The organism is Dinoroseobacter sp. S76 (assembly GCF_049801095.1).
Lineage (GTDB): Bacteria > Pseudomonadota > Alphaproteobacteria > Rhodobacterales > Rhodobacteraceae > Dinoroseobacter.
In genome coordinates this window covers 124,789-148,363 of record NZ_JBNAGH010000006.1, presented here as the reverse complement: position 1 = coordinate 148,363, position 23,575 = coordinate 124,789, and the positions used below count along the sequence as shown (strand labels likewise).

Below are 23,575 nucleotides of genomic sequence, written 5' to 3'. Positions count from 1 at the left end.
TGCATCCAAGGGCGTGCGCGAAGGCTCTGTAGGAGGCGTTGGGCAGATATGATCAGACGGTATGGCGAGGCGGTGAAGGCCGGGCAGACCTATCAAAGGCGACCCGGGGCCTATGCGATCCTGCCACGTGAGTCCCAGATCCTGACCACAGTGCAATTCGGAGCCGAGACCGAGATCCAGTTGCCCGGGGGTGGGATCGATCCGGGGGAGGCCCCTTTGCCCGCTCTGCACCGAGAGGTTCTGGAAGAAACAGGCTGGCGGATGACAGTGACGCGGAAACTTGGCGTGTTTCGCCGTTTCACCTTCATGCCGGAATACGGGATCTGGGCGGAAAAGCTCTGCCATATCTATCTTGGACGTCCGACGCTCCGCATGGGTCCGCCGGTGGAGGAGGATCACATCCCCCTCTGGATGTCTCCGAGCGATGCTGCTGTCGAATTGGCCAATGAGGGGGACCGCGCCTTCCTGTCCAACTGGTATCACGCGCAGTGAACTCGCGGGCAATTTGGATCTAGGCGGTCGGGGATCCACGCCCGAAATCCAGCACCAGGCTGGAGATATCGTCGCCGAAATCTTCTCCGTTGGCAAAGCTCGTCAGTTCGCGCGGCAACACCTCGAGCAGGGTCGGGCCATCAAGATCGCGATGTTTGGCGACCCATTTTGACAGGCCGGTATCATCAAGCATGTTTCCTTCGGGATCCGTGCATTCTGTAAACCCGTCCGAAACCATAAGAATACGGTCGCCTTGGTGGAGCGTGGTTTCAAAGCTTGTGTATTCCGCCCCATCGAGCAGCCCGATCGGGAGACCTCCATCACCCAGAAGAACCGGGCCTTCCCCTTCCCGAAGCAGTTGCGCATGGGGATGTCCGGCCTGAACGAGGCGAATATGTCCGGTCTCACTGTTGAGGATGGCCAGGATGATAGTGAAGTAGTGCTCCGTATCCATCTCTTCGAGGAGGAGCGTGTTGAGGTCTGCGGCGACTTCGCCTGGGTCGCGCCCGACCGGATTTCCCTCGGCATCCGCTTCGATGGCAATGTTCTTTCCAGGAACCGAACCTGATAGCACCCCAGCCAGTCGTGCTGTCATCAGCGCCGAGCTCACCCCATGACCGGATACGTCCAGCGAATAGAGACCGATCTCGGTCGAGTTGATTCGGAAGAACCCGACGAGATCGCCACCCACATGCCCGCTGGACTGCAGCATGAGCGCAATCTCGGCGCCCCGGAATGTACCGGTTTTGTCGCGCACGAGGGATTGCTGAAGCTTCTTGGCTTCGATCAGGTCGTTGTCCACCGCTTGGTAGAGTGTTTTGAGCTCAGCCAAGGTCTCGGAGATCAGGGCGTTCTTGTTGGTCAGCTCCCGCTCCATCCGCATCACACGCTCGCCAGCCGTGATCCGCGCCATCAGCTCAACCGTATGCACAGGCTTGGACAGGAAGTCGTCGGCGCCCGCGTCAAACCCCTCTGCAATCTCGTTTTTCTCTGTCTTGGTGGTCAGCAGAATGATGTAAACATAGTGGTCCGAGTTCAAATCGCGCAGCGCGCGGCACATCTCAGGTCCAGATAGACCCGGCATCATCCAATCGCTGATCACGATATCGATGTGATTCTCTTGAAACACCTGCAGCCCGTGATTTCCATCCTCGGCCTCGAAAACGACATAACCCTTCTTCTTCAACGCCATCGAGAGAATGCGCCGCTGCAATCGACTGTCATCGACCACAAGCACGTGGAGCGATCCGGTCGACGGATCGTTGGGGGTCATGTCGTCTGTTTTGTCAGGAATCATTCGGAATTACTCGTGTTGCTGACTTGTTCCTACGCCCCGCCACTTAACAGGGAGTGAAGTTTAAAATGCTTCCGAAAACCTCCCGCGCACTCAGGATTCGTTAACATGCGAGTCCTAAAGTTCCCGCCAATGCGAGGGCGGAAAGCGAGTGAAACATGATTGATTGGAACCGGGTCAGGGAGCTGCAGGACGAGATCGGGGCGGATGATTTTGGCGAGATCGTCGAAGTCTTTATGGAAGAGGTGGAGACCGCGATCGGTCAACTTCCGGACGCCGACAAGGGCGCGGATCTCGAAGCGCTGATGCATTTGATCAAGGGCTGCGCCTGGAACCTGGGCTTTCGGGCCTTGGGCAAGCTCTGCGCCGATGGCGAGGCTGCGGCAGCGGCAGGCGATGGCGCGTCAGTGAATATCACCGAGATCACAGCGGCTTTCGAAGCTGCAAAGTCGGTTTTTTCCGAAGGCCTCGACACGCAACTGGTGGCATGAGTCCGCGAGGTCAGCCGATATCCTGCTTCGCAACCGATACGGATTTCAGAACCGCGTAGCAGGATTGGCCGATCTCCAAAGACAACGCAGTCGCGGATCGACGGGTAATCCGACAAAGAAGCAAGTCTTCCCCAACACGAAGCTGCACGAGGACGCCTGGACCATCGCCGCGACGGATCAATTCGATTCGCGCGGGCAGAACGTTCAACGCGGAGATGTCTTTCGGCTCATTAGTCGCGAGCATCACGTCTTTGGCTTCGATCCGAACGCGCAGGGACGTACCGATCGGATCCCGCTGGCGCGGCAAGAGCAACGTGCCACCACTGAACCGCAAAGCCGTGACGCCATCTTCAAAATGCTCGGAAATCACGCCTGTGATCAGCGCACCTGCATCGCGGATCCCGAGTGTGGGCGCCATACCGGGATCGGCGAGAACCTCCTCTGCGCGACCCGTTCGAAGTACCCGGCCCTGATCCAAAGCCACCACGGTGGTCGCGATCCGGGCAATTTCGGGTACAGAGTGACTGACATAGAGGATCGGCACCCCGACCTCACCGCACATGCGTTGAATATACGGCAGAATCTCGGCCTTCCGCGCAGCATCCAGCGCCGCAAGAGGCTCATCCATCAGCAACATGTCGGGATCCGAGAGCAAAGCGCGCCCAATGGCCACCCGTTGTTTCTCGCCTCCCGACAGGTCCAGCGGCCGTCGTGCCAGCAGGTTCTCAAGGCCTAGCAAAGACACCACCATGTCCAGCGACGCTTGCGCTCCCCGCCCGGACCCACGTCGACGACCATAGAGCAGGTTTTGCCGCACGGTCAGATGCGGGAACAAGCGACCCTCCTGAAACACATAGCCAAGCCGACGCCTATGGGGCGGCACCCAAATCCCGGCTTTGCGATCCACAAGGACACGCCCCGCCACCTTCACATGACCGGCGTCGGGTCGGAGTAGCCCCGCCACCGCGTTGACGATGGTCGTTTTCCCAGACCCTGACTTTCCGAACAGCGCGGTCACACCGGCTGGCGCCTCAAATTGCACATCGAGGTCGAAGGATCCGGCGCGGTGCTGAAAGGCAACCGATAGGGTCATGCGCCCGCAATCCTTCTGGCCACCGCGCGGGACATCACTTCCGACAGAAGGAGCGCACCCATGGCCAGTGCAACGGAGACCAGGACAAGCCGGAACGCGGTCTCCTCCCCGCCCGGCACCTGCAGGAAGGCGTAGATTGCCGAGGGCACGGTCTGGGTTTGACCCGGAATGCTCGACACAAAGGTGATCGTCGCGCCAAACTCACCCATGGCCTTGGCGAAGGCGAGGATCGTTCCAGTCAGAATGCCCGGCAGGATCAGCGGCAAGGTTACCGTCGTGAATACTGTCAGCGGGGCAGCCCCAAGAGTGCCAGCGGCCTGTTCCAGCCGCGGATCCACCGCCTCGATCGCAAGCCTTATCGCCCGCACCATCAGGGGGAAGGCCATGATTGCCGCGGCAAGGGCAGCTCCAGTCCATCGAAAGGCGAGCACGATCCCGAAGCTCGTCTCGAGGAACTCCCCAACCGGACCACGCCGCCCGAAGGTCAGCAGAAGCAGGTAGCCGGTCACCACCGGGGGCAGGATCAGCGGCAGATGCACCAAGCCATTGACGATCTGCCGCCCCGGAAACCGCCAACGCGCCAAGGCGTAGGCAATGAAAATGCCGAAGGGCAGACTGCAGAGCGTGGCCCAGATCGACACGCGCAGGGACAGCGCCACCGCATCCCAGGCCTCCGGGCCGAGCCAGTTACCCATCCGGCTGAAACCCGTGCCGGGCGAAGACCTGCCGCGCCGCGTCGCTGTGCAAGCGCGCCAGAAACGCCTCCGCCTCCACCGTCGTGTCTGCGTTCAGAGCCGCAGGATACCGGATGGGAGGATGGCTGCTCGCGGGAAACGCCCCCGCCACCCGGACCCGGGTATCGGCCTGGGCGTCGCTGGCATAAACGATGCCAAAGGGCGCCTCCCCCGTGGCGACCAGCGCGAGCGCAGTACGCGCGTTATCCGTCTGGGCCACAAGCGGAGCGACCTCCGACCAGATGCCGAGCGTGCTCAGGGCGGCCTTGCCATAAATCCCCGCGGGCACAGCATCCACCAGCGCCATGGCGAGGCGATCCTCCCCCAGCGCGTCGGCAAGGGGAAACCCAGGCGCGGGGGCAAGCGACACAGGCTCGGACGCCACAAGCACCAGCCGATTGCCAGTCACGACTCCGCGGGATCCGGGCCGCAGCCGGTCTCGATCCTCGAGCCAGTCCATCCAGGCCTCATTGGCCAGAAAGACGACATCCGCAGGCGCACCCTGATCGACTTGCCGCGCGATGGTCGAGCTGGCCGCGAACGTGAGCGTGACCGTCTCGTCCGTTTCCCGGGACCAGTCTGCGGCGATCTCTTCAAGCGCATTCTTGAGGCTCGCAGCAGCAAAGACCGTCACATCTGCAACCGCAGGCAAGGGCGTCGCGCAGATGAGCATCAGCGCAGCCAGTCCCAGACGACTATGCATCGGGCGCCTCTTTGCGCAGGGCAGTGATGGCCGCGATGTGCGCATCCCCGGCCGCCTGCGCCGCCGCTTCGAGCGCTCGAAATTCCGCAAGCACTGCCTTGCCCGCCTCGGTCAGTTGCGCCCCGCCGCCCTTGGCGCCGCCACGCGCACTGGCCACAAGCGGCTCGGCGAAACTGTCATTCATCTGCTCCACCAGAGCCCAGGCCCGCGTGTAGCTCATCTTCATCTCACGCCCGGCGGCTGAGATCGACCCGGTCGCCCCGATACTCTCCAGAAGGTCGGCCTTGCCCGGGCCAAGGCGCGATCCTTCATCGAACTGAAGGCGAATACGAAGACGGGGTGCAGCAACCATGGGCTGGGGACTCGCGTGGCAAAGACGACACGAACGGTACAAGCGTTATTGTTCTTCGGCAATAACGAAGCTGGCTGGCGCCTTTTACGTTACAGAATCACCCAATGAAGAAAAAGAATGTAACGTTTTGATTGCGCCAAGCCGGTTGCTCCCCTATCCTTCACTGCAAGGGAGAGAGGATCGGTCATGACCGCAGCCTATGTTTTTGACGGTGTACGCACGCCGATCGGGCGCTTTGGCGGCAGTCTTGCGCCTGTGCGCGCGGATGATCTGGCAGCGATCCCGATCCGGGCGCTGCTCGCGCGCAATCCCGATCTGAACCCGCAGCTGATTGATGAGGTGATCCTCGGCTGTGCGAACCAGGCCGGGGAGGACAATCGAAACGTGGCGCGCATGGCGAGCCTGCTGGCGGGGCTGGATGAGACGGTGCCCGGGATCACAGTCAACCGGCTCTGCGCGAGTGGTCTCGACGCGGTGGCCCAAGGGGCGCGGGCGATCCGGCTGGGTGAGGCGGCGCAAGTGATCGCGGGCGGCGTGGAATCCATGACCCGCGCGCCCTTTGTGATGGCCAAGGCCGCGCGGCCCTATGACCGGCAGGCCGAGATCCACGACACGACCATCGGTTGGCGCTTTGTGAACCCGGCGATGGCGGCGAGCTATGGCACCGATTCCATGCCGCAAACCGCCGATAATGTGGCCGAGGATCACGGGATCGCCCGCGCGGATCAGGATGCCTACGCGTTTCGCAGCCAGACGCGCTGCGCCAAGGCGATCGAAAGTGGTCTCTTCGCGGATGAAATCACACCGGTCGAGATCACCACGCGCAAGGGCGCAACACGCGTGGACACCGACGAACATCCCCGCGCGGACACGACGCTCGATGGGCTGGCCCGGCTCAAGGGGATCAATGGGCCGGAGCGGAGCGTGACCGCTGGCAATGCGGCCGGGGTGAATGATGGGGCGGCGGCGCTTTTGCTCGGTGGCGAAGCTCTGACCCGCCACCTCATGCCCCGGGCGCGGATTATTGCCACGGCAAGTGCCGGGGTCGCGCCCCGGGTCATGGGACTTGGTCCCGTGCCTGCGACGCGCAAAGCGCTGGATATCGCTGGGCTGTCTCTCGATCAGATGGATGTGATCGAGCTGAACGAGGCCTTTGCGGCCCAGGTGCTCGCCTGTCTCCGCACCCTCGGGCTACCCGACGACGCGGGCCATGTGAACCCCAATGGTGGCGCGATCGCGCTGGGTCACCCGCTCGGCATGTCCGGCGCACGGCTGGTGCTGACGGCCACGCGGGAGCTGCACCGGAGACAAGGACGCTACGCGCTTTGCACCATGTGTGTGGGGGTGGGCCAGGGCGTCGCGATGATTTTGGAAAGGGTCTGACCAATGTATGCACAGATGATCAAATCCACCGGTCGCGGGGTGAAATCCCCGGAGGAGATGACGCCTGAAGAACGGGCCTTTCAGGCGCGGATCGATGCGGGCGAGACCATCGAGCCCAAGGACTGGATGCCCGAGGGGTATCGCAAGACCCTGATCCGGCAGATCGGCCAACACGCCCATTCCGAGATCGTCGGCCAGCTGCCCGAGGGCAACTGGATCACCCGCGCCCCTTCGCTGGAGCGCAAGGCGATCCTGCTCGCGAAGGTGCAGGATGAGGCGGGGCACGGGCTCTACCTCTATTGCGCGGCGGAAACCCTCGGGGTCAGCCGAGATGAGCTCTTTGACGCGCTCCACGAGGGGCGGATGAAGTACTCGTCGATCTTCAATTACCCGACCCTGACTTGGGCGGATATGGGGGCGGTCGGCTGGCTCGTGGATGGGGCCGCGATCATGAATCAGGTCCCGTTGCAGCGCACCTCCTATGGGCCTTACGCGCGGGCCATGGTCCGGATCTGCAAGGAGGAGTCATTCCATCAGCGGCAGGGCTTCGACATCATGCGCAAGATGGCCGAGGGCACGCCCGCCCAGCGCGCCATGGCCCAGGATGCCCTCAACCGGTTCTGGTACCCGTCCCTGATGATGTTCGGCCCGTCCGACAAGGACAGCGTGCATTCTGCGCAATCCATGGCCTGGCGGATCAAGATGAACACAAACGACGAGCTGCGTCAGAAATTCGTCGATCAGACTGTGCCGCAGGCCGCGTATCTCGGCCTGACCGTGCCGGACCCGGATCTGCGCTGGAATGACGAGACCGGGCAGTACGACTTCTCCGAGCCCGATTGGGAGGAGTTCTTCGAGGTGCTCAAGGGCAACGGGCCCTGCAACACCGAGCGGCTGCAAGCCCGCCGCGATGCCTGGGAGGACGGTGCCTGGGTGCGCGACGCCCTGAGCGCCCATGCCGCGAAACGCGCAACACGGGTGGCCGCGGAATGAGCAGCGAATGGCCCCTTTGGGAAGTGTTCATCCGCGGGCAGCATGGCATGGGCCATCGCCATGTGGGCAGCCTCCACGCACCCGATGCCGAGCGTGCGATCCTGAACGCGCGCGACGTCTATACCCGCCGCAACGAAGGCGTCAGCATCTGGGTGGTCGAGGCCCGGCACATCGCCGCCTCCAACCCCTCGGACAAGGGCCCGCTCTTTGATCCGGCCGAAGACAAGGTCTATCGCCACCCGACCTTCTTCGACATTCCCGACGATGTGGGGCCGATGTGAGCGCGGCGCTGTTCGAATATCTCTGTCGCCTCGGGGACAATGCGCTGGTGCTGGGTCACCGGGTCTCGGAATGGTGCGGCCATGCGCCAGTGCTTGAGGAGGATATCGCCCTCGCCAATACCGCGCTCGATCTGATCGGGCAGGCACAGATGTGGCTAGGTCTCGCCGCCGAGGTCGAGGGCGCTGGCCGCAGTGCCGATGATCTGGCTTATTTCCGGGATGAGCGTGGGTTTCGGAACCTGCTGCTGGTGGAACAGCCGAACCGGGATTTCGGCCATACAATCCTGCGGCAATTCCTCTTTGACGCCTATCAAGGGCCGCTTCTGGCTGGCCTGTCCCAGAGCGGCGACGCGCGGATTGCCGGGATCGCGACCAAGGTCGCGAAGGAGAGCGCTTATCACCTCGAACGCTCCCAAGGGCTGGTCATCGCGCTGGGAGATGGCACAGAGGAGAGCCATCGTCGGATGCAGTCCGCCCTGAACCGGCTCTGGCCCTATGCGGGTGAAGCGCTGATCCCGGATGCGGTGGATACGGAGATCGCCGAGGCCGGTCTCGGTCCTGCCCCGGACAGCCTGCGCCCGGACTGGGAGGGGATCGTGCACGCGACATTGACCGAAGCGACCCTGCGCATTCCCGAGAGCGATTTTGCCCAGACCGGCGGCAAGACCGGCGCGCGCCATACGGAGCATTTTGGCCCCATGCTGGCAGTGATGCAGGTCCTGCCGCGCAGCCACCCCGACGCGGTGTGGTGAGATGCGCCCCCCGCTCGCGCAGATCTGGTCTTGGCTCGAAGATGTGCCGGACCCGGAAATCCCCGCCATCTCTGTGGTGGATCTCGGCGTCGTGCGGGATGTGGATTGGGATGGGCCCGCCCTCAAGGTCACGGTCACACCGACCTATTCCGGCTGCCCGGCAACCCGGGTGATCGCACAGGATATCGAGGCGGCTCTGACCGCGCGGGGACTAGAGGAGGTGCAAATCGAGACACGCATCGCGCCCCCGTGGACCACCGATTGGATCTCTGACGCAGGCCGCGCCAAACTCACCACCTTTGGCATTGCCCCGCCCAGCCCGAGCGGCGGTCCCACCGCCTGCCCCCGTTGCAGCGGCACGGATCTCGAGCGGATCAGCCAGTTCGGCTCCACGCCCTGCAAGGCCCAATGGCGCTGCCGCAGCTGCCTCGAACCCTTCGATTACTTCAAATGTCTCTGAGGATGTGACCATGGCCGCCCCGCGCTTTCACACCGCCACCGTCACCGGGATCGACCGCACCACGCGCGACGCGGTGGCCGTGACCTTGCGCCCGGATGCACCGGAGGCGTTCGCCTTCAAGGCCGGGCAATACCTGACCTTCCGGCGTCAGATTGGCGAGGTGGAGCTGCGCCGATCCTATTCGATCTGCGCGCCCGAAGGGGACGCCGCCTTGCGCGTGGGGATCAAACATGTGCCCGGCGGCGCGTTTTCCGGCTGGGCCAACACGGAGCTGCAGGTGGGCGACAGCCTGCAGGTGATGCCGCCCATGGGGCAGTTCACCCTGCCAAAGGCCGTCGGCGCGCATCTTCTCTTCGTGGCCGGGGGATCCGGGATCACCCCGATCCTGTCCCTGATCGGGACCCTGCTGCGGCAGGATCCGGAGGCGCGCGCGACCCTGATCTACGCCAATCGCAGCCCGGCATCGATCATGTTCCGCGACGTGTTGGAGGATCTCAAGAACCTCTATCTCGATCGGCTGACCGTCATCCATGTGCTCGAAAGCGGTCAGGATATCCCGCTCTTCTCCGGGCGACTCGATGCAGAGAAATGCGCAGCACTTTTCACCCAGTGGATCCCACTCGCGCAGATCGACGCGAGCTATATCTGCGGCCCCGGCCCCATGCGGGAGGCGGTCGCCACCGCGCTTGAGGCCCAAGGACAGCCCAAGGAGCGCATCCGGTTCGAGCTCTTTGCCGCGGATCAGCCCGGCAAGCTCGCCATGCCCGCGCGACAGGTGCCCGCCGATGCCCCGGGGATTGAAACCCGGATCACCGTCGGCGGGGTGACCCATGCAGTAACCGCCGGGCAGGATCAAAGCCTGCTCGACGCCGCTCGCGCAGCACAGATCGAGGCGCCCTTTGCCTGCACCGCGGGGGTCTGTTCAACCTGCCGGGCGCGGGTGCTGAAGGGCGAGGTGGAGATGCGGGCCAATCACGCGCTCGAGGATGATCAGGTGCGCGATGGCTATGTCCTGACCTGTCAGAGTTATCCCGTCTCCGGCCCGCTCGAGATCGACTATGACGCCTGATCCCCTTGTTTAGAGCCTGTTTTGCCCGTTCAGGAGGCGTCTTCCCGGCGATCCACCACGCGCACGGCCTTGCCTTCCGAGCGCGCCACACTGCCCGGATCGCCCACCGTCACCTCGACACCGATCCCGACCACATCGCGGATCCGCCGGATCAGGGCTGCCTGCGCGGCCTCCCGGCTTCCCGCATCGGCGGCATTCGGCAGGGCCTCCACATGAACGCGCATGGCGTCGAGCCGCCCGGAGGTGAAGCGCTCGATCTGGAAATGGGGCGCGAGGCCCTCGGTCGCCATCAACTGCTCTTCGATCTGGGTGGGAAAGACATTCACCCCACGCAGGATCATCATGTCGTCGGAACGCCCGGTGATTTTCTCCATCCGCCGCATGGACCGCGCCGTCCCGGGCAAAAGCCGGGTCAGGTCCCGCGTCCGGTAGCGCACCATGGGCAGGCCTTCCTTGGTGAGCGTCGTGAAAACGAGCTCCCCCATCTCGCCATCGGGCAAAACCTCTCCCGTGGCGGGATCGATGATCTCGGGATAGAAGTGATCCTCCCAGACATGGAGGCCATCCTTCGTCTCAACGCATTCGTTGGCGACCCCGGGCCCGAGGATCTCGCTCAGCCCGTAGATATCCACCGCGTGCATGTCGAAGGCCGCCTCGACCTCGGCGCGCATGGCGTTGGTCCAGGGTTCGGCCCCGAATACCCCGACCTTGAGCGAACAATCCCGCGGATCGAGGCCCTGGCGGTGAAACTCTTCGAGGATGTTCAGAATGTAGGACGGGGTCACCATGATCGCATCGGGCGCAAAATCGGTGATCAGGGTCACTTGGCGCTGGGTCATCCCCCCCGAGACGGGGACCACGGTCGCACCCAGCCGCTCGATCCCCACATGGGCGCCAAGCCCACCGGTAAAGAGGCCATAGCCATAGGCATTATGGACCATATCCCCCTTGCGCACCCCCGCCGCGCGCAACGAGCGCGCCACCATGTTGGCAAAGAGCTCACAATCCGCCGCCGTGTAGCCGACCACCGTCGGCTTGCCCGTCGTGCCGGAGGAGGCATGGATGCGCAGGATCTCGGACCGGGGCACGGCGAACATGCCGAACGGGTAATTCGCTCGCAGATCGTCCTTGCCCGTGAAGGGAAAGCGCGACAGATCCGAGAGCTGCTGCAGCTGGTCCGGATGCACGCCTGCCGCGTCGAACCGCGCCCGATACATGGGCACATTGGCATAGGCGTGGTTCAGGGACCATTTCAGCCGGTCCAGTTGCAATGCTGCGATCTCATCGCGCGAGGCCCGCTCGATCGGTTCGAGCTCCTCGGGCCGTGCTCCCAAATCTTCCATAAGCGCCCCTCCCGTGGCTGGTCAAAGGGTGCACCGAAGCGGATCGCAGATCAATGCGGATGCAACGAATGAGCGGTGCTGCGACCTCCGACGCGCCGGGGACGGCGATGATCGCGACGCTCTGCGCGCGCGGGGACCTGAAGGTCTGGTCCCTGCTGGTCACGCTCTTTGGGGATGCGGCCATGGCACCGGGCGCGATGCTGTCTGGGCCGCAACTGTCGGAGATCCTCGGGTTGCTAAAGATCCGGCCCGAGGCCCAGCGCGTCGCCCTGCACCGTCTGCGCAAGGAAGGCTGGATCACCGCCACGCGGCAAGGGCGGATCGGCCTCTATGGGCTGAGCGCGGAAGGCCGGGAGGAGACCGCAGCCGTGGCGGCCCAGGTCTACGCTCCTGCGGCAGCACAGGCAGCCGCGCGACACCTGCTCGTTCTGCCCGACGGCCAAACGGCCCCGGATCAGGGCCTTTGCCTTGGGGAGGGGCGGTTTCTCAGCCCGGTGCCCGGCGGAAAGGACAGCTTGTCCGCCCCGCTGCCGGGTCCCTTGCCGCAATGGGTGGCCGACGCCGCTTTGCCAGCGCCTTTGCTGGCCGAGTTGCAAGACCTGAGTGAGGCACTCGACATGGACCCGGTCGCGCCCGAGAGCACGACGGATGCCGCCGCCCTCCGGCTCCTGATCCTGCACCAGTGGCGCCGCTTGGTCCTGCGTTTGCCACCGGAGGCGGAGGCGCTGCTCGGCCCCGACTGGGTTGGCGCGCGCTGTCGGGCGCGGGTCGCAACCCATCTCGCCACGTTGCCCCGGCTCGAAGCCATCAAACCGGGTCCATAACCCGAGTACAGTCAATTTACTTGCGCAGACGAAGGGACTAGCCTCGGCTCTGCCGCGTTCAGGGAGGAGAGGATGCGCACACAAGTTGCCATCATCGGTGGGGGGCCTTCGGGGCTTCTCTTGTCGCAGTTGCTGCATACGCGCGGGATCGACTCGGTCGTGCTGGAGCGGCAAACCAAGGACTATGTCCTGCAGCGAATCCGCGCCGGTGTTCTGGAACAGGGTCTGCTCGACCTGATGACCGAAGCCGGGATCGGAGAGCGCGTCTATCGCGAAGGCTTCGCCCATGATGGCACGCTTCTGTCCTATGGCGACGAGATGTTCCGCATCGATTTCACCGAGCACACGGACAAGCCGGTCATGGTCTATGGCCAGACCGAGGTGACACGGGACCTCTATGAGGCGCGGGAAGCGAGCGATGGGCGCCTGGTCTTTCAGGTCTCCGATGTGGAGATCACCGGCGCCGATACGGACAGACCCGAGGTGCACTACACCGTGGATGGCACGCGCCAGACCCTGGCCTGCGACTACGTGGCGGGCTGCGACGGGTTCCACGGGATCAGCCGCAAGACCATCCCGGAAACTGTGCGCAAGGACTACGAAAAGGTCTATCCCTTCGGCTGGCTCGGGGTGCTGTCGCGCACGCCACCGGTCCATCATGAACTGATCTACGCCAATTCCGAGCGGGGCTTTGCGCTCTGCTCCATGCGGAACGAAGCGCTCAGCCGCTACTATATCCAGTGTCGGCTCGATGATCGCCCCGAGGATTGGAGCGATGAGGCCTTCTGGGACGAGCTCCGCCGTCGGATCCCCGGTGAGCAGGCCGAGAGCCTTGTCACCGGTCCCTCCATCGAGAAATCTATCGCACCCTTGCGCAGTTTCGTGACCGAACCCATGCGCTGGGGTCGGTTGTTCCTCTGCGGGGATGCCGCGCATATCGTGCCGCCCACGGGGGCCAAGGGGCTGAACACGGCTGCCTCGGATGTGCATTACCTCTATACCGGATTGCGCCAGTTCTATGAGGAGGGCGATGCCGAAGGCCTCGACCGCTATTCCGAGCGCGCCCTCGCCCGGGTCTGGAAAACCGAGCGGTTCAGCTGGTGGTTCAGCACCCTGATGCACCGCTTCCCGGACCAGACCGAGTTCGAGTACAAGATCCAGCTGGCCGAGATCGAATTCCTGCGCACCAACAAGGCTGCGCAGGCCGCAATGGCCCAGAACTATGTCGGATTGCCCTATTGAGAGACGGTTTTTCATGAGCACAGACACTGCAAACGCCCGCTATGACGCAGGCATGACCGTCCGCCGCGAGGTGCTGGGCGATGCCCATGTGGACCGCGCCGAAGCCGCGCGCAGCGATCTTGACACCCCGTTCCAGACGCTCATCACCGAGGGCGCCTGGGGGACGGTTTGGGCCAGCGATGCGATCAGCCGCCGCGAACGCTCGATGCTGACGCTGGCCCTGCTGGCAGCCACAGGCAACTTCGCCGAGATCCCCATGCATATCCGTGCCTGCGCCAATACCGGCGCCAGCAAATCGGATGTGATGGAGGCGTTCCAGCATGTGGCGATCTATGCCGGGGTGCCCAAGGCGAACCACGCAATCAAGCTCGCCAAGGCGACCTTTGCCGAGATGGAGGGTGAGGCATGACAGGGTCTCCGCCCTCGGGCGGCTATTTCCGCCGCGACCGGGACTGGCACCCGGCGCCTTTGACGCCGTCCTACAAGACGACCGTCAAGCGCGCGCCGAGCTTTGCGCCCCTCTCCTTTCCCACGAGCCTCGGGGAGGAAACCGGGCCGGTCTTTGGCCATGAAATGCTCGGTCCCCTCGACAATGACCTGATCCACAACTTCGCCAGGGACGGCGCCCCGGCCATCGGACCGCGCATCGTGGTCCATGGGCGGGTGCTCGACGAGACGGGGCGCGGCGTGCCGAATGCTCTGATCGAGATCTGGCAGGCCAATGCCGGCGGGCGGTATCGGCACAAGAAGGAAAGCTACCTCGCGCCCCTTGACCCGAATTTCGGCGGCTGCGGGCGGGTGATCTCGGGACCGGACGGGCGGTACGAGTTCCGCACGGTGATGCCCGGCCCCTACCCCTGGCCCAACACTGCCAATGACTGGCGCCCGGCGCATATCCACCTCTCGGTCTTCGGACCCGCCTTCGCACAGCGCCTCATCACCCAGATGTATTTCGAAGGCGATCCGCTGATCTGGCGCTGCCCGATCGTGGGAGCGATCTCGTCCCGAGCGGCAATCGAGAGCCTGATTGCACCCCTCGACATGGCCCGCAACATCCCCATGGACGCTCGCGCCTACAAGTTCGATATCGTGCTGCGGGGGCGGCGCCAGACGATGTTCGAAAACCGGCCGGAGGGCACATGACCATGACTCAGCCATTGGATGAGTGGAAAGAAACCCCGTCCCAGACCGCCGGGCCTTATGTCCATATCGGCTGCGTGCCGAATGTGGCGGGGATCGAGGGTGTCTATCCCGAGGATCTGGGCGCGCGCATGATCACCGGCCCAGTCGAGGGGCAGCAGATCACCCTGACCGGCACGGTCTATGATGGGGCGGGTGCCGCGCTCAAGGATGCGCTGCTCGAGATCTGGCAAGCGGATGCCGCGGGTCGTTTTTCGGCCGGGGACCCGCGCGGTCCGGGGGATCCGAACTTCACCGGCTGGGGGCGCAGTGCCAGTGATGGTGCAACGGGCGCCTACCTTTTCCAGACAGTGAAGCCCGGGCGCGTGCCTTTCCGCGACGGGCGCTTGCAAGCGCCCCATATCACCCTCTGGATCGTGGCGCGCGGCATCAATCTCGGCCTGCAGACCCGGATCTATTTCGCTGATGAGGCCGAGGCCAATGCCGAAGACCCGGTCCTGACCCGGATCGAGCATCAGAACCGCATTCCCACCCTGCTTGCCACGCCCGAGGGCCCGAACCGCTACCGGTTCGACGTGCATCTGCAAGGCGCGCAGGAAACCATCTTCTTCGATGTCTGAGGACAAGGACATGAACACCAAACCCTGCATCATCTGCGTCGCGATCACCGGATCCGTGGCCACCAAGGCCGCGAACCCCGCCGTGCCGATCACCGTAGCCGAACAGATCGAGAGCACCCATGAAGCCTTTGAGGCCGGCGCCAGCATTGCCCATTGCCACGTGCGCAACGATGATGAGACACCCTCCAGCGATCCGGAGAAATTCGCCCGCCTGCAGGAGGGTCTTCTCAAGCATTGCCCGGGCATGATCATCCAGTTCTCGACCGGGGGGCGGTCCGGCGCGGGTCAGGATCGGGGCGGGATGTTGCCCCTGCGGCCCGATATGGCATCGCTCACCGTGGGATCGAACAATTTCCCGAAGCGCGTCTATGAGAACCCGCCTGATCTGGTGGATTGGTTGGCCAGCGAGATGGTCACCCATGAGGTGATTCCCGAGATCGAGGCCTTCGATCTCAGTCATATCCATCAGGCCGCTGCGATGCACCGGGACGGAAAGCTACCCGCGCGGCCCTATATCCAGTTCGTCATGGGCGTGAAGAACGCCATGCCCGTGGATCGCGAGAGCTTCGAGTTCTACGTGAAAACCGTCGAGCGGCTCTTGCCCGGCGCGGAATGGTGCGGCGCGGCGATCGGGCCCAATCAGATCGTGATGAATGAATGGTGCGTCGCGGGGGGCGGGCATGCCCGGACGGGGCTTGAAGACAATGTCCGCCTGACACGCGAGACATTGGCCCCGTCCAACGCGGTTCTGGTCCAGCGGGTGGTGGATCTTTGCGCGCAATACGCGCGTCCCGTGGCGACCCCTGCGCAAGCACGCGAGATCCTAGGTCTGCGCCCGGCCGCCATCGCTGCCTAACTGGTGCGCGACCCGAGCTGCTCGATGCTTTCGAGCAGTTCCTGCGCATGACCAAGTGCGGCGCCGGTGGCCTCGCACATCTGGGGCAGGATCATCCATTCCAAAGACCAGGCCGCGCCGGAGCGTTCCTGCTCATGGATCATCGCATGGTGCAGGCCGCCGATTTGGGCCGCGTTGAAGCGCGACAGGGTGACGAGGATTTCGGCGGCAATCGGGTTCTGCTTATGGGGCATGGCGGAGCTTGAGCCTCCCCCGCTGAGCTGCACCGTGTCGATCCCCTGCTGCGCCATGAGGGCGATGTCCTGGCCCATCTTGCCGAGACTTCCGGTCACCAGCGCAAGCCAGTTGCCATAGGCGACGACCCCGTCCCGCTCCGCATGCCAGACGGGCCCGGGCGGTTGCAGGCCCAGCGCTTCGGCCATATCCGCCGCGACCGCGTCATCCTCGGGGGCGCGGACACCAACCGGGCCGCCCAATTGCAAATGCTCCACCCCCGCGCGCAAATCGGGGAGGCGCGCCCGCGCCCGTTCCAGCGGCGTGGTCCAGCTCGCCAAACGATCGGCAATCGTCATGGGCAAGGCGGCTTGCATCCGGGTCCGCCCCATGAGCGGGGCCGCCCCATGCTGCTCGGCAATGGCGGCTAACTCCGCCAAGATCGCCGAAAGCCGCCGGTCGAGAATATCGCTCACCCCGCGCAGGCTGAGCGCGAGGCTCGTGTCCATCACGTCCTGGCTTGTGGCTCCCTGATGCACGGTATCCGCATCGGAACCCATGGCCTCTCGCAGGGCTGCAACGAAGGCCGGGACGGGAACCCCGTCCCGGCGGACCCGCGCCGCCACGACCTCTGGGTTCAAGAGAACCGTCTCCATATGCGCGACCGCGCGGTCTGCATTTTGCAGACCGCGCCACCGTCCCTGCGCCCGGGTGAGCGCACATTCGAAAGCCATGAACTGCGCCAGCATGGTCTCCGCAGAGAAGAGCGTCGCCACCTCCGGATCCGCAAAAAGCCCATCGAAGAGCTTGTTTTGCCCGCCCGCCGCCATCAGATCAGGAACTCCGACAGGAGCGCATCCTCCGTGATGTCCCGGAACGGGAAACCTGCCGCATCGAGCCGGGCAAAGAGCCGCTCGAAAGCCCCCGCATCCTTGGTTTCGATCCCGATCAGGACCGAGCCGAAATTGCGCGCTGATTTCTTGAGGTATTCAAAGCGGGCGATATCATCCTCCGGTCCCAGAAACCCAAGGAACTCCTTCAGCGCGCCGGGACGCTGGGGCATGCGCAGGATGAAGTATTTCTTCAGTCCCGCGAAACGCAGGCTGCGTTCCTTCACCTCGGGCAACCGCTCGAAATCGAAATTGCCGCCGGACGTCACACAGACCACCCGCTTGCCCTTGATCTCGGAGCGCAGCGGCTCCAACACGTCCACGGCCAGCGCCCCGGCAGGCTCCAACACGATGCCTTCGACATTCAGCATCTCGAGCATCGTGTGGCAGATCCGATCCTCCGGCGCCGAGAGCACGTGATCCCGCGGCACATCGCGCAGGATCTCGAAAGGGCGCGCGCCGATCCGTGCCACGGCGGCCCCATCCACGAAGTTATCGACCTTGTTCAGGGTCTGCGGCGCGCCGGCCTCCAACGCCGCTGCGAGGCTCGTGGCCCCCGATGGCTCCACCAGACGCAGATCCACCCCGACCCCGGTCGCATCGAAATAGCCCTTCATCCCCGAGGACAGGCCCCCGCCCCCCACGGGGAGAATCACCATGTCCGGCGGGCTGTCCAACTGATCCAGCAGCTCGACGGCGACAGTGGACTGCCCCTCCATCACATCGAGATCATCGAAAGGCGACAAAAACGTCGCCCCCGCATCCGCGCAATAGGCCTGAGCCGCCGCGAGCGTGTCGTCGAAATAGTCGCCCACGAGCCGGATATCGACCGCATCCCCGCCAAAGATCCGGGTCTTCTCGATTTTCTGCATCGGGGTCGTCACGGGCATGAACACCACCCCATGCACGCCGAAATGCTGGCAGGCATAGGCGACACCCTGAGCGTGATTGCCCGCGCTGGCACAGGCAAACCGGGTCTGCCCCTCAGCCACACGTTTCGAGATCGCGTTGAAAGCGCCACGGATCTTGTAGGACCGCACGGGCGACAGATCCTCGCGCTTCAGCCAGATCTCGGCCCCGAACCGCTCAGACAGATGGGCGTTCCGCTGCAAGGGTGTGGCCGGGAACAAAGGGCGCATGGCCCGCTCGGCCCGGTGGGCGTTATCGGCAAAATCCGTCATGAACCGACAGTTTCAGCATCCTGCAGCGGGCGCAAGACGGGGTCCGCTTGCCCTGCCGCGCAAAAGTCGCTAACCGCACGGGCGAAACAGCCCAAGGAGTCACCCGCCCATGTCCGCGCCCAAGAAAGTCGTTCTCGCCTATTCCGGTGGTCTGGACACGTCGATCATCCTGAAATGGCTGCAGACGGAGTATAACTGCGAAGTCGTCACCTTCACCGCCGATCTGGGTCAAGGCGAAGAGCTGGAGCCTGCGCGGGCCAAGGCCGAGATGATGGGCGCGAGCGCGATCTATATCGAGGATCTGCGCGAGGAATTCGTCCGCGACTTCGTGTTTCCGATGTTCCGGGCCAATGCGGTCTATGAAGGGCTCTACCTGCTGGGCACCTCGATTGCGCGGCCGCTGATCTCCAAGCGGCTGGTCGAGATTGCCGAGGCCGAGGGCGCGGATGCGGTAGCCCATGGCGCAACCGGCAAGGGCAATGATCAGGTCCGGTTCGAGCTGGCCGCCTATGCCCTGAACCCCGAGATCAAGGTCATCGCCCCCTGGCGGGAATGGGACCTGTCGAGCCGCACCAAGCTGATCGACTTCGCCGAGAAGAACCAGATCCCCATCGCCAAGGATAAGCGCGGCGAGGCGCCCTTCTCGGTGGATGCGAACCTGCTGCACACCTCGTCTGAAGGTAAGGTCCTCGAGGATCCGGCCGAGGACGCGCCCGATTACGTCTACCAGCGTACCGTTTCCCCGGAAGAGGCGCCGAACGAGCCGGAATATGTCGAGATCGGGTTTGAGAAGGGCGATGCGGTCTCGATCAATGGCGAAGCCATGTCCCCGGCAACCGTGCTGACCAAGCTCAACGAGCTCGGCGGCAAGCACGGGATTGGCCGTCTCGACCTTGTGGAGGGTCGCTTTGTCGGCATGAAATCCCGCGGGATCTATGAGACCCCGGGCGGCACCATCCTGCTCGAGGCCCATCGCGGGATCGAACAGATCACCCTGGATCGCGGCGCCGCGCATCTCAAAGACGAGCTGATGCCACGCTATGCGGAGCTGATCTATAACGGCTTCTGGTTCTCGCCCGAGCGCGAGATGCTGCAGGCCCTGATCGACAAGAGCCAGGAGCATGTGACCGGCACCGTTCGGCTGAAGCTCTACAAGGGTCTTGCCCGCACCGTGGGTCGCTGGTCCGAGCACAGCCTCTATTCCGAGGCCCATGTCACCTTCGAGGATGACGCCGGCGCCTATGACCAGAAAGACGCCGCGGGCTTCATCCAGCTTAACGCCCTGCGCCTGAAGCTGCTGGCGGCCCGGAACAAACGTCTGAAGTAATATCGTCGCGGTCCGCGCCAGCGCCTTTGTTTTGCCCAACTGCCGGGATTAGGTTTTGGGGTGACACAAGCCGAGGCACCCCATGGGCGAACGCGTTGAATTCAATGGCACCACGAAAGAGTGGTTCGGGATCTGGATGGTCAATCTGGTCCTGACCATTCTGACGCTCGGGATCTATTCCGCCTGGGCCAAGGTTCGGACCAAGCAATACTTCTATCGCAATACCAAGATCGCCGGGCGGAGCTTTGACTACCACGCCACGGGCAAGCAGATCCTGATCGGGCGGATCATCGTGGTGATCGGATTTGTCGCCTATTCGGTGCTGGCAACGATCCCCGTGCTGGCGATTGTGTTGCCCCTGCTGTTTCTTGGGGTCTTTCCCTACCTGCTCTACCGATCGCTCCGGTTCAATGCGCGAGTCTCAAGCTGGTCCGGGGTGCGCTTCAACTTCACCGGAACCTATGGCGGGGCTTTCAAAGCTTATTTGTTGATCCCCTTCCTGACGCTGTTCACAGCCTATCTTGCATGGCCCTTCGCCGAACGCGCCCAGCGCCGCTATACCACGAACGGCCATGTGCTGGGCCGAAGCCCTTTGAGCTTCGATGCCCCGATTGGACCCTTTTACAAGGCCTTTGGCCTATCGGTCCTATGGTTCCTGTTTGTGATATGCTGCGGGCTTGGGGTGATCTTGGCTCTTTCGATCGGCCATTCGGGCGGGACCGGTTGGGATCTCAACGATCCGCAAGGCACTGCGGAGCTGTTCGGCGGGACCGTGTTTTTCTTGTCCCTCTTCTTCCTGTTTTTCGCCCTGGTGACCTCGGCCACCCTCTTTCAGGCCTTCATTCGAAACGTCGTGTATAACAATACGCTGCTGGATGGACGCCACAGCTTTGTCTCCACGGTCTCGCCCATGGCCATCCTTTGGATTGTCGCCACGAACGGTGTCGCGGTGATCTTCTCCTTTGGGCTGCTCCTGCCCTGGGCCCAGATCCGGTTGGCCAGCTACTTCGCCGACCATACGGAATTTGTGCCGGACGGGTCTCTGGACGGCTTCATCTCCCATTTCGAGGCGGAGAAGAGCTCCATCGGTGATGCCTTTACCGATATCGAAGGCATCGATTTCGACATCAATCTGTGAGGGTCGGATGACCGATACGCGGCTCCAGGGACAGGCAACCTCCGGCGGCAGCTCGATGCAAAGCTCTGCCGAGCTGCGCGTGCAGGGGGGATGGGCCCGGCTCTTCACCGAACGTGGCGCGTTGATGACAGAGGCCGAGCTGGCCGATCTGGTCATCGAGCCGCGTCTTGGCACCCTGCCGCGCAAGCTGCGCTTTCCCAACGGGGCGGAGTTCGAAACCGAGGAGTTCGAGGCCTTCGCCACCCTCGACAAGCCCGGGTTCTGGGCGCGACTCCATGGGTTTGAACGGTTCCACCCGCGGTTGATCCTCTTCGTGCTGGGCGGGTTGGTCGGCGGCTGGCTTGTCTACACCGTCGCCCTGACCGTGCTGGTGAACATCGCCGTGGCCCTGACCCCGGCGCCGCTGATCAAAGCGATGGATCGCAGCACCCTCGCCGCGCTCGACGCCACCCTGGGCGAGCCGACAGAGCTCAGCGCCGCACAGCAGGCGGGCGCGCGGGAGATTTTCGAGGATCTGCGCGCCGTCGTGCCCGACCGAGATATCGCAGAGGCGTTGCGGCTCGAGTTTCGCGACCTGCCTGGGCTTGGTCCGAACGCGCTCGCCCTGCCCGGAGGCACGGTTGTCCTGACCGATGCCCTGACCAGCCAGTTCGACGAGGATGTGGTGGCGGCGGTTCTCGGGCATGAAATGGCCCATGTGATGGAGAAACACGCGCTCAAGCGGCTCTACCGCTCCCTCGGGATCTACGTGATGGTTGCGCTGATCGCGGGGGAGACCGGTCCCCTGCTCGAGGATGTCCTACTCGAAGGGAACGTTCTGCTCTCCCTGTCTTTCTCGCGCGAGCAAGAGAGCGAAGCCGATCAGGTTGGCCTGCAGCTCGCCGATGCGGCGGGCTATGATCCGGCGGGCCTCAAGGAGTTCTTCGAGGCTCTGGCCGCAGAGGTTGGCGATGGCGGTGGCTGGTTCTCGACCCATCCGGGCAATCAGGACCGGATCGAGGATATCGATGCCTATCTTGAGGCGCGCTAGAGCTCAGGCCAGCTTGTGGGCTGCCAAAGCCTCGTAGATCTCCAGCGCTTCGGGCAAGAGGGGCGAGTCGATCTCGGGCAACGGCCCCTCCGGTCCGGCGAATCCGGTGGAGCGGTGCACCGCCCCGTACCAGTGACGTGCCCAGACCCCGTCCTCGCTCCGCCCCCCGGCGGGCCAGGACAACATGGCAGGATCATAGGGCAGGTCGATCTCGGCACAGAGCCGGCTCAACATCCTTGCCGGATCCGCCCGGATATCCGCGCTGTCCACCACGATGCCACCAATCTCGTCGAACAATGACAGCTGCTGTGGAAAGCCGATATCCTCCAGCGTCATCTCCGCCCGCTTCGCCCCATAGCTCGCGATCACCCGCGCGGGATGGCGGATCAGGTGGACATTGACGCAAGACTTGGCCCAGTCCCGTGGCACCCCCGGCACCATGTGATGGGGCATATGCTTCATATAGAGATGGGGCGTCCCCTCTGGGATCGGCGCGAGACAGGCTTCGGCAATCACATCCGGATCGGTCTCATGGGCCGCGATGATCTCGGCCGCCATGGGGTGATCCTGCCCGGTCAGGGAGAGATAAGCGCCATAGAACGGCTCATCCCGAATGGCGCAATCAGCCCGCGCGCCAAAGCTGTACATCATGGCGGTCGAGAGGTTCCGCGGCCCGCTCCACATCGCGATGCGCATCAGAGATCCTCACGAAAGAGGGGGACTCGCCGGGCGCCTGCCGCGTATCCCGCAACCGCAAACCCGATGAGAATGTTGAGATCTGTAACCATTCGGGCCTGATTTCCCCTGTTTTCCGCCGAAGTTAGACATGGATTGAAACATAGCCAAGCTTTGCGTCACCACTCCGTGACCTCACAGGCCGGTGACTTGAGCGTGTGGCGCAGCTCGCGGCAAACTGCCCCCATCGCAAGGAGGCATCCATGACCCATACCTCGTTCCCCTTCCCGAATTTCGCCCGGATCAAGCCGGCGCTTCTGGCCGTGGCCATCGTGCTCGGCATTGCCGCGGAATGCCAACAGGCCCATGCGGGCGGCACCGAGAAGATCGTGGTCGCTGGCGGGTGTTTCTGGTGCGTCGAGAAAGACTTCGAACAGGTCGATGGCGTGATCGAAGCAGTGTCCGGATATGCGGGCGGCACCGTGGACAATCCGAGCTACAAGCAGGTGACGCGCGGCGGGACCGGCCATCTGGAAGTGGTGGAGATCGAGTACAACCCGCGCAAGGTCTCGACCCGGGAAATCCTCGACCTCTTCCTGCGCAGCATCGACCCGCTCGATGCGGGCGGGCAGTTCTGCGACCGGGGGCACAGCTACACGACCGCGATCTTCGCGACGCCCGAGCAGCGCGCCGATGCCGAAGCCGCCGTGGCGCAGGCCGAGGCCGATCTGGGCCGCAAGATCGTGACGCCGATCCGCGAAGCTGCGCCTTTCTTCGAGGCGGAAGACTATCATCAGGATTACTACAAATCCCAAACCCGGGTGCTGACCCGCTTTGGCCCCAAGACCAAGGCCGAAGCGTATAAACGCTACCGCAAGGGCTGTGGCCGCGACGCCCGGGTCAAGGCCGTCTGGGGCGACGCGGCTCCTTTCGTGGGCAGCTAAGCGCACCGACATCCTTCCCCAACGCAAAAGGCCCCAAACGGGGCCTTTTTCATGT

Annotated in this window: 27 protein-coding genes; 18 read left to right on the top strand and 9 right to left on the bottom strand. The window is 63.8% G+C overall.

Annotated elements, in window-relative coordinates; genetic code table 11:
- Nucleotides 1-48: 48 nt before the first annotated feature.
- Complete coding sequence (locus ACP153_RS16915; protein WP_424972195.1) at nucleotides 49-492, top strand: NUDIX hydrolase; 444 nt, start codon at nucleotides 49-51, stop codon at nucleotides 490-492.
- A 19-nt stretch (nucleotides 493-511) separates the two neighbouring features.
- On the opposite strand, the gene ACP153_RS16910 is transcribed toward ACP153_RS16915, so the two are convergent.
- Entirely contained in the window at nucleotides 512-1,789 is a 1,278-nt protein-coding gene (locus ACP153_RS16910; protein WP_424972194.1) for a PP2C family protein-serine/threonine phosphatase, read from the bottom strand.
- A 155-nt stretch (nucleotides 1,790-1,944) separates the two neighbouring features.
- Here ACP153_RS16910 and ACP153_RS16905 point away from each other — a divergent pair, with 155 nt between their 5' ends.
- Nucleotides 1,945-2,277, top strand: a complete 333-nt coding sequence (locus tag ACP153_RS16905) for an Hpt domain-containing protein (protein ID WP_424972193.1) — start codon at nucleotides 1,945-1,947, stop codon at nucleotides 2,275-2,277.
- A gap of 10 nt (nucleotides 2,278-2,287) precedes the next feature.
- On the opposite strand, the gene modC is transcribed toward ACP153_RS16905, so the two are convergent.
- The 4 genes from modC to ACP153_RS16885 are packed head-to-tail and all read right to left on the bottom strand — an operon-like array spanning nucleotide 2,288 to nucleotide 5,159.
- Nucleotides 2,288-3,370 (bottom strand): molybdenum ABC transporter ATP-binding protein, encoded by a 1,083-nt coding sequence (gene modC, locus ACP153_RS16900; RefSeq protein ID WP_424972192.1) that lies wholly within the window; start codon nucleotides 3,368-3,370, stop codon nucleotides 2,288-2,290.
- A complete protein-coding gene (modB, locus tag ACP153_RS16895) occupies nucleotides 3,367-4,065 on the bottom strand; it encodes a molybdate ABC transporter permease subunit (protein ID WP_424972191.1) in 699 nt (232 codons plus the stop codon). The genes modC and modB overlap by 4 nt, the downstream gene beginning before the upstream one ends.
- On the bottom strand, nucleotides 4,058-4,807 hold the full coding sequence (modA, locus tag ACP153_RS16890; protein ID WP_424972190.1) for a molybdate ABC transporter substrate-binding protein: 750 nt from the start codon (nucleotides 4,805-4,807) through the stop codon (nucleotides 4,058-4,060). Before modA ends, modB begins: the two co-directional genes overlap by 8 nt.
- Complete coding sequence (locus ACP153_RS16885; RefSeq protein ID WP_424972189.1) at nucleotides 4,800-5,159, bottom strand: winged helix-turn-helix domain-containing protein; 360 nt, start codon at nucleotides 5,157-5,159, stop codon at nucleotides 4,800-4,802. The genes modA and ACP153_RS16885 overlap by 8 nt, the downstream gene beginning before the upstream one ends.
- A 186-nt stretch (nucleotides 5,160-5,345) precedes the next feature.
- On the opposite strand from ACP153_RS16885, the gene pcaF reads away from it, so the two are divergent.
- Genes pcaF through ACP153_RS16855 form a run of 6 tightly spaced genes read left to right on the top strand, consistent with a single transcriptional unit; the run spans nucleotide 5,346 to nucleotide 10,097 of the window.
- Nucleotides 5,346-6,542, top strand: a complete 1,197-nt coding sequence (gene pcaF / locus ACP153_RS16880) for a 3-oxoadipyl-CoA thiolase (RefSeq protein ID WP_424972188.1) — start codon at nucleotides 5,346-5,348, stop codon at nucleotides 6,540-6,542.
- Between the two features lie 3 nt (nucleotides 6,543-6,545).
- Nucleotides 6,546-7,535 carry a 1,2-phenylacetyl-CoA epoxidase subunit PaaA gene (gene paaA, locus ACP153_RS16875; protein ID WP_424972187.1) on the top strand — a complete coding sequence of 330 codons (990 nt, stop codon included), beginning with the start codon at nucleotides 6,546-6,548 and terminating at the stop codon, nucleotides 7,533-7,535.
- Nucleotides 7,532-7,816, top strand: coding sequence for a 1,2-phenylacetyl-CoA epoxidase subunit PaaB (paaB, locus tag ACP153_RS16870; protein WP_424972186.1), 285 nt, complete (start codon nucleotides 7,532-7,534; stop codon nucleotides 7,814-7,816). Before paaA ends, paaB begins: the two co-directional genes overlap by 4 nt.
- Nucleotides 7,813-8,568, top strand: a complete 756-nt coding sequence (paaC, locus tag ACP153_RS16865) for a 1,2-phenylacetyl-CoA epoxidase subunit PaaC (protein WP_424972185.1) — start codon at nucleotides 7,813-7,815, stop codon at nucleotides 8,566-8,568. The genes paaB and paaC overlap by 4 nt, the downstream gene beginning before the upstream one ends.
- Nucleotide 8,569: 1 nt before the next feature.
- On the top strand, nucleotides 8,570-9,028 hold the full coding sequence (paaD, locus tag ACP153_RS16860) for a 1,2-phenylacetyl-CoA epoxidase subunit PaaD (RefSeq protein WP_424972184.1): 459 nt from the start codon (nucleotides 8,570-8,572) through the stop codon (nucleotides 9,026-9,028).
- 10 nt (nucleotides 9,029-9,038) lie between these two features.
- On the top strand, nucleotides 9,039-10,097 hold the full coding sequence (locus tag ACP153_RS16855) for a 2Fe-2S iron-sulfur cluster-binding protein (RefSeq protein ID WP_424972183.1): 1,059 nt from the start codon (nucleotides 9,039-9,041) through the stop codon (nucleotides 10,095-10,097).
- Between the two features lie 29 nt (nucleotides 10,098-10,126).
- Here the strand turns inward: ACP153_RS16855 and paaK are convergent, their stop codons facing one another.
- Nucleotides 10,127-11,440: a phenylacetate--CoA ligase PaaK gene (gene paaK, locus ACP153_RS16850; protein WP_424972182.1), complete on the bottom strand. Its 1,314-nt coding sequence runs from the start codon at nucleotides 11,438-11,440 to the stop codon at nucleotides 10,127-10,129.
- 68 nt (nucleotides 11,441-11,508) lie between these two features.
- On the opposite strand from paaK, the gene ACP153_RS16845 reads away from it, so the two are divergent.
- The 6 genes from ACP153_RS16845 to ACP153_RS16820 all read left to right on the top strand — a co-directional run bounded on the left by ACP153_RS16845 (nucleotide 11,509) and on the right by ACP153_RS16820 (nucleotide 16,122).
- A complete protein-coding gene (locus ACP153_RS16845; protein WP_424972181.1) occupies nucleotides 11,509-12,264 on the top strand; it encodes a PaaX family transcriptional regulator C-terminal domain-containing protein in 756 nt (251 codons plus the stop codon).
- A gap of 72 nt (nucleotides 12,265-12,336) precedes the next feature.
- Entirely contained in the window at nucleotides 12,337-13,506 is a 1,170-nt protein-coding gene (gene pobA / locus ACP153_RS16840) for a 4-hydroxybenzoate 3-monooxygenase (protein ID WP_424972180.1), read from the top strand.
- A gap of 13 nt (nucleotides 13,507-13,519) precedes the next feature.
- The gene (pcaC, locus tag ACP153_RS16835; protein WP_424972179.1) at nucleotides 13,520-13,915 is read left to right on the top strand and encodes a 4-carboxymuconolactone decarboxylase; all 396 of its coding nucleotides are present in this window, start codon (nucleotides 13,520-13,522) and stop codon (nucleotides 13,913-13,915) included.
- Nucleotides 13,912-14,649: a protocatechuate 3,4-dioxygenase subunit beta gene (pcaH, locus tag ACP153_RS16830; RefSeq protein WP_424972178.1), complete on the top strand. Its 738-nt coding sequence runs from the start codon at nucleotides 13,912-13,914 to the stop codon at nucleotides 14,647-14,649. The genes pcaC and pcaH overlap by 4 nt, the downstream gene beginning before the upstream one ends.
- A gap of 2 nt (nucleotides 14,650-14,651) precedes the next feature.
- The gene (pcaG, locus tag ACP153_RS16825; protein ID WP_424972266.1) at nucleotides 14,652-15,266 is read left to right on the top strand and encodes a protocatechuate 3,4-dioxygenase subunit alpha; all 615 of its coding nucleotides are present in this window, start codon (nucleotides 14,652-14,654) and stop codon (nucleotides 15,264-15,266) included.
- A gap of 10 nt (nucleotides 15,267-15,276) precedes the next feature.
- Entirely contained in the window at nucleotides 15,277-16,122 is an 846-nt protein-coding gene (locus ACP153_RS16820) for a 3-keto-5-aminohexanoate cleavage protein (protein WP_424972265.1), read from the top strand.
- Here the strand turns inward: ACP153_RS16820 and ACP153_RS16815 are convergent.
- Nucleotides 16,119-17,165, bottom strand: a complete 1,047-nt coding sequence (locus ACP153_RS16815; protein ID WP_424972177.1) for a 3-carboxy-cis,cis-muconate cycloisomerase — start codon at nucleotides 17,163-17,165, stop codon at nucleotides 16,119-16,121. The two genes, ACP153_RS16820 and ACP153_RS16815, sit on opposite strands and share 4 nt — an antisense overlap.
- The gene (gene ilvA / locus ACP153_RS16810) at nucleotides 17,165-18,406 is read right to left on the bottom strand and encodes a threonine ammonia-lyase IlvA (RefSeq protein WP_424972176.1); all 1,242 of its coding nucleotides are present in this window, start codon (nucleotides 18,404-18,406) and stop codon (nucleotides 17,165-17,167) included. Before ilvA ends, ACP153_RS16815 begins: the two co-directional genes overlap by 1 nt.
- A gap of 109 nt (nucleotides 18,407-18,515) precedes the next feature.
- Between ilvA and ACP153_RS16805 the strand changes: the two genes are divergently transcribed.
- From ACP153_RS16805 to ACP153_RS16795, 3 genes are all read left to right on the top strand, one after another.
- The gene (locus tag ACP153_RS16805) at nucleotides 18,516-19,733 is read left to right on the top strand and encodes an argininosuccinate synthase (RefSeq protein WP_424972175.1); all 1,218 of its coding nucleotides are present in this window, start codon (nucleotides 18,516-18,518) and stop codon (nucleotides 19,731-19,733) included.
- An 82-nt stretch (nucleotides 19,734-19,815) separates the two neighbouring features.
- Complete coding sequence (locus ACP153_RS16800; RefSeq protein WP_424972174.1) at nucleotides 19,816-20,871, top strand: YjgN family protein; 1,056 nt, start codon at nucleotides 19,816-19,818, stop codon at nucleotides 20,869-20,871.
- A gap of 7 nt (nucleotides 20,872-20,878) precedes the next feature.
- Complete coding sequence (locus ACP153_RS16795) at nucleotides 20,879-21,901, top strand: M48 family metallopeptidase (RefSeq protein WP_424972173.1); 1,023 nt, start codon at nucleotides 20,879-20,881, stop codon at nucleotides 21,899-21,901.
- Nucleotides 21,902-21,904: 3 nt separating this feature from the next.
- Here the strand turns inward: ACP153_RS16795 and ACP153_RS16790 are convergent, their stop codons facing one another.
- Nucleotides 21,905-22,597, bottom strand: a complete 693-nt coding sequence (locus tag ACP153_RS16790; RefSeq protein ID WP_424972172.1) for an HAD family hydrolase — start codon at nucleotides 22,595-22,597, stop codon at nucleotides 21,905-21,907.
- A gap of 242 nt (nucleotides 22,598-22,839) precedes the next feature.
- On the opposite strand from ACP153_RS16790, the gene msrA reads away from it, so the two are divergent.
- On the top strand, nucleotides 22,840-23,520 hold the full coding sequence (msrA, locus tag ACP153_RS16785) for a peptide-methionine (S)-S-oxide reductase MsrA (RefSeq protein WP_424972171.1): 681 nt from the start codon (nucleotides 22,840-22,842) through the stop codon (nucleotides 23,518-23,520).
- Nucleotides 23,521-23,575: the final 55 nt, after the last annotated feature.

Excerpts from the sequence above, each read along its gene's own strand:
- pcaG (WP_424972266.1), top strand. The coding sequence starts at position 14,652 with ATGACTCAGCCATTGGATGAGTGGAAAGAAACCCCGTCCCAGACCGCC.
- ACP153_RS16905 (WP_424972193.1), top strand. The coding sequence starts at position 1,945 with ATGATTGATTGGAACCGGGTCAGGGAGCTGCAGGACGAGATCGGGGCG.
- pcaH (WP_424972178.1), top strand. The coding sequence starts at position 13,912 with ATGACAGGGTCTCCGCCCTCGGGCGGCTATTTCCGCCGCGACCGGGAC.
- ACP153_RS16855 (WP_424972183.1), top strand. The coding sequence starts at position 9,039 with ATGGCCGCCCCGCGCTTTCACACCGCCACCGTCACCGGGATCGACCGC.
- modA (WP_424972190.1), bottom strand. The coding sequence starts at position 4,807 with ATGCATAGTCGTCTGGGACTGGCTGCGCTGATGCTCATCTGCGCGACG.
- ACP153_RS16845 (WP_424972181.1), top strand. The coding sequence starts at position 11,509 with ATGAGCGGTGCTGCGACCTCCGACGCGCCGGGGACGGCGATGATCGCG.
- pobA (WP_424972180.1), top strand. The coding sequence starts at position 12,337 with ATGCGCACACAAGTTGCCATCATCGGTGGGGGGCCTTCGGGGCTTCTC.
- ACP153_RS16805 (WP_424972175.1), top strand. The coding sequence starts at position 18,516 with ATGTCCGCGCCCAAGAAAGTCGTTCTCGCCTATTCCGGTGGTCTGGAC.
- ACP153_RS16910 (WP_424972194.1), bottom strand. The coding sequence starts at position 1,789 with ATGATTCCTGACAAAACAGACGACATGACCCCCAACGATCCGTCGACC.
- ACP153_RS16795 (WP_424972173.1), top strand. The coding sequence starts at position 20,879 with ATGACCGATACGCGGCTCCAGGGACAGGCAACCTCCGGCGGCAGCTCG.
- modC (WP_424972192.1), bottom strand. The coding sequence starts at position 3,370 with ATGACCCTATCGGTTGCCTTTCAGCACCGCGCCGGATCCTTCGACCTC.
- pcaC (WP_424972179.1), top strand. The coding sequence starts at position 13,520 with ATGAGCACAGACACTGCAAACGCCCGCTATGACGCAGGCATGACCGTC.
- ACP153_RS16815 (WP_424972177.1), bottom strand. The coding sequence starts at position 17,165 with ATGGCGGCGGGCGGGCAAAACAAGCTCTTCGATGGGCTTTTTGCGGAT.
- paaA (WP_424972187.1), top strand. The coding sequence starts at position 6,546 with ATGTATGCACAGATGATCAAATCCACCGGTCGCGGGGTGAAATCCCCG.
- msrA (WP_424972171.1), top strand. The coding sequence starts at position 22,840 with ATGACCCATACCTCGTTCCCCTTCCCGAATTTCGCCCGGATCAAGCCG.
- ACP153_RS16800 (WP_424972174.1), top strand. The coding sequence starts at position 19,816 with ATGGGCGAACGCGTTGAATTCAATGGCACCACGAAAGAGTGGTTCGGG.
- ACP153_RS16885 (WP_424972189.1), bottom strand. The coding sequence starts at position 5,159 with ATGGTTGCTGCACCCCGTCTTCGTATTCGCCTTCAGTTCGATGAAGGA.
- ACP153_RS16915 (WP_424972195.1), top strand. The coding sequence starts at position 49 with ATGATCAGACGGTATGGCGAGGCGGTGAAGGCCGGGCAGACCTATCAA.
- pcaF (WP_424972188.1), top strand. The coding sequence starts at position 5,346 with ATGACCGCAGCCTATGTTTTTGACGGTGTACGCACGCCGATCGGGCGC.
- paaB (WP_424972186.1), top strand. The coding sequence starts at position 7,532 with ATGAGCAGCGAATGGCCCCTTTGGGAAGTGTTCATCCGCGGGCAGCAT.
- paaK (WP_424972182.1), bottom strand. The coding sequence starts at position 11,440 with ATGGAAGATTTGGGAGCACGGCCCGAGGAGCTCGAACCGATCGAGCGG.
- paaD (WP_424972184.1), top strand. The coding sequence starts at position 8,570 with ATGCGCCCCCCGCTCGCGCAGATCTGGTCTTGGCTCGAAGATGTGCCG.
- modB (WP_424972191.1), bottom strand. The coding sequence starts at position 4,065 with ATGGGTAACTGGCTCGGCCCGGAGGCCTGGGATGCGGTGGCGCTGTCC.
- ilvA (WP_424972176.1), bottom strand. The coding sequence starts at position 18,406 with ATGACGGATTTTGCCGATAACGCCCACCGGGCCGAGCGGGCCATGCGC.
- ACP153_RS16820 (WP_424972265.1), top strand. The coding sequence starts at position 15,277 with ATGAACACCAAACCCTGCATCATCTGCGTCGCGATCACCGGATCCGTG.
- ACP153_RS16790 (WP_424972172.1), bottom strand. The coding sequence starts at position 22,597 with ATGCGCATCGCGATGTGGAGCGGGCCGCGGAACCTCTCGACCGCCATG.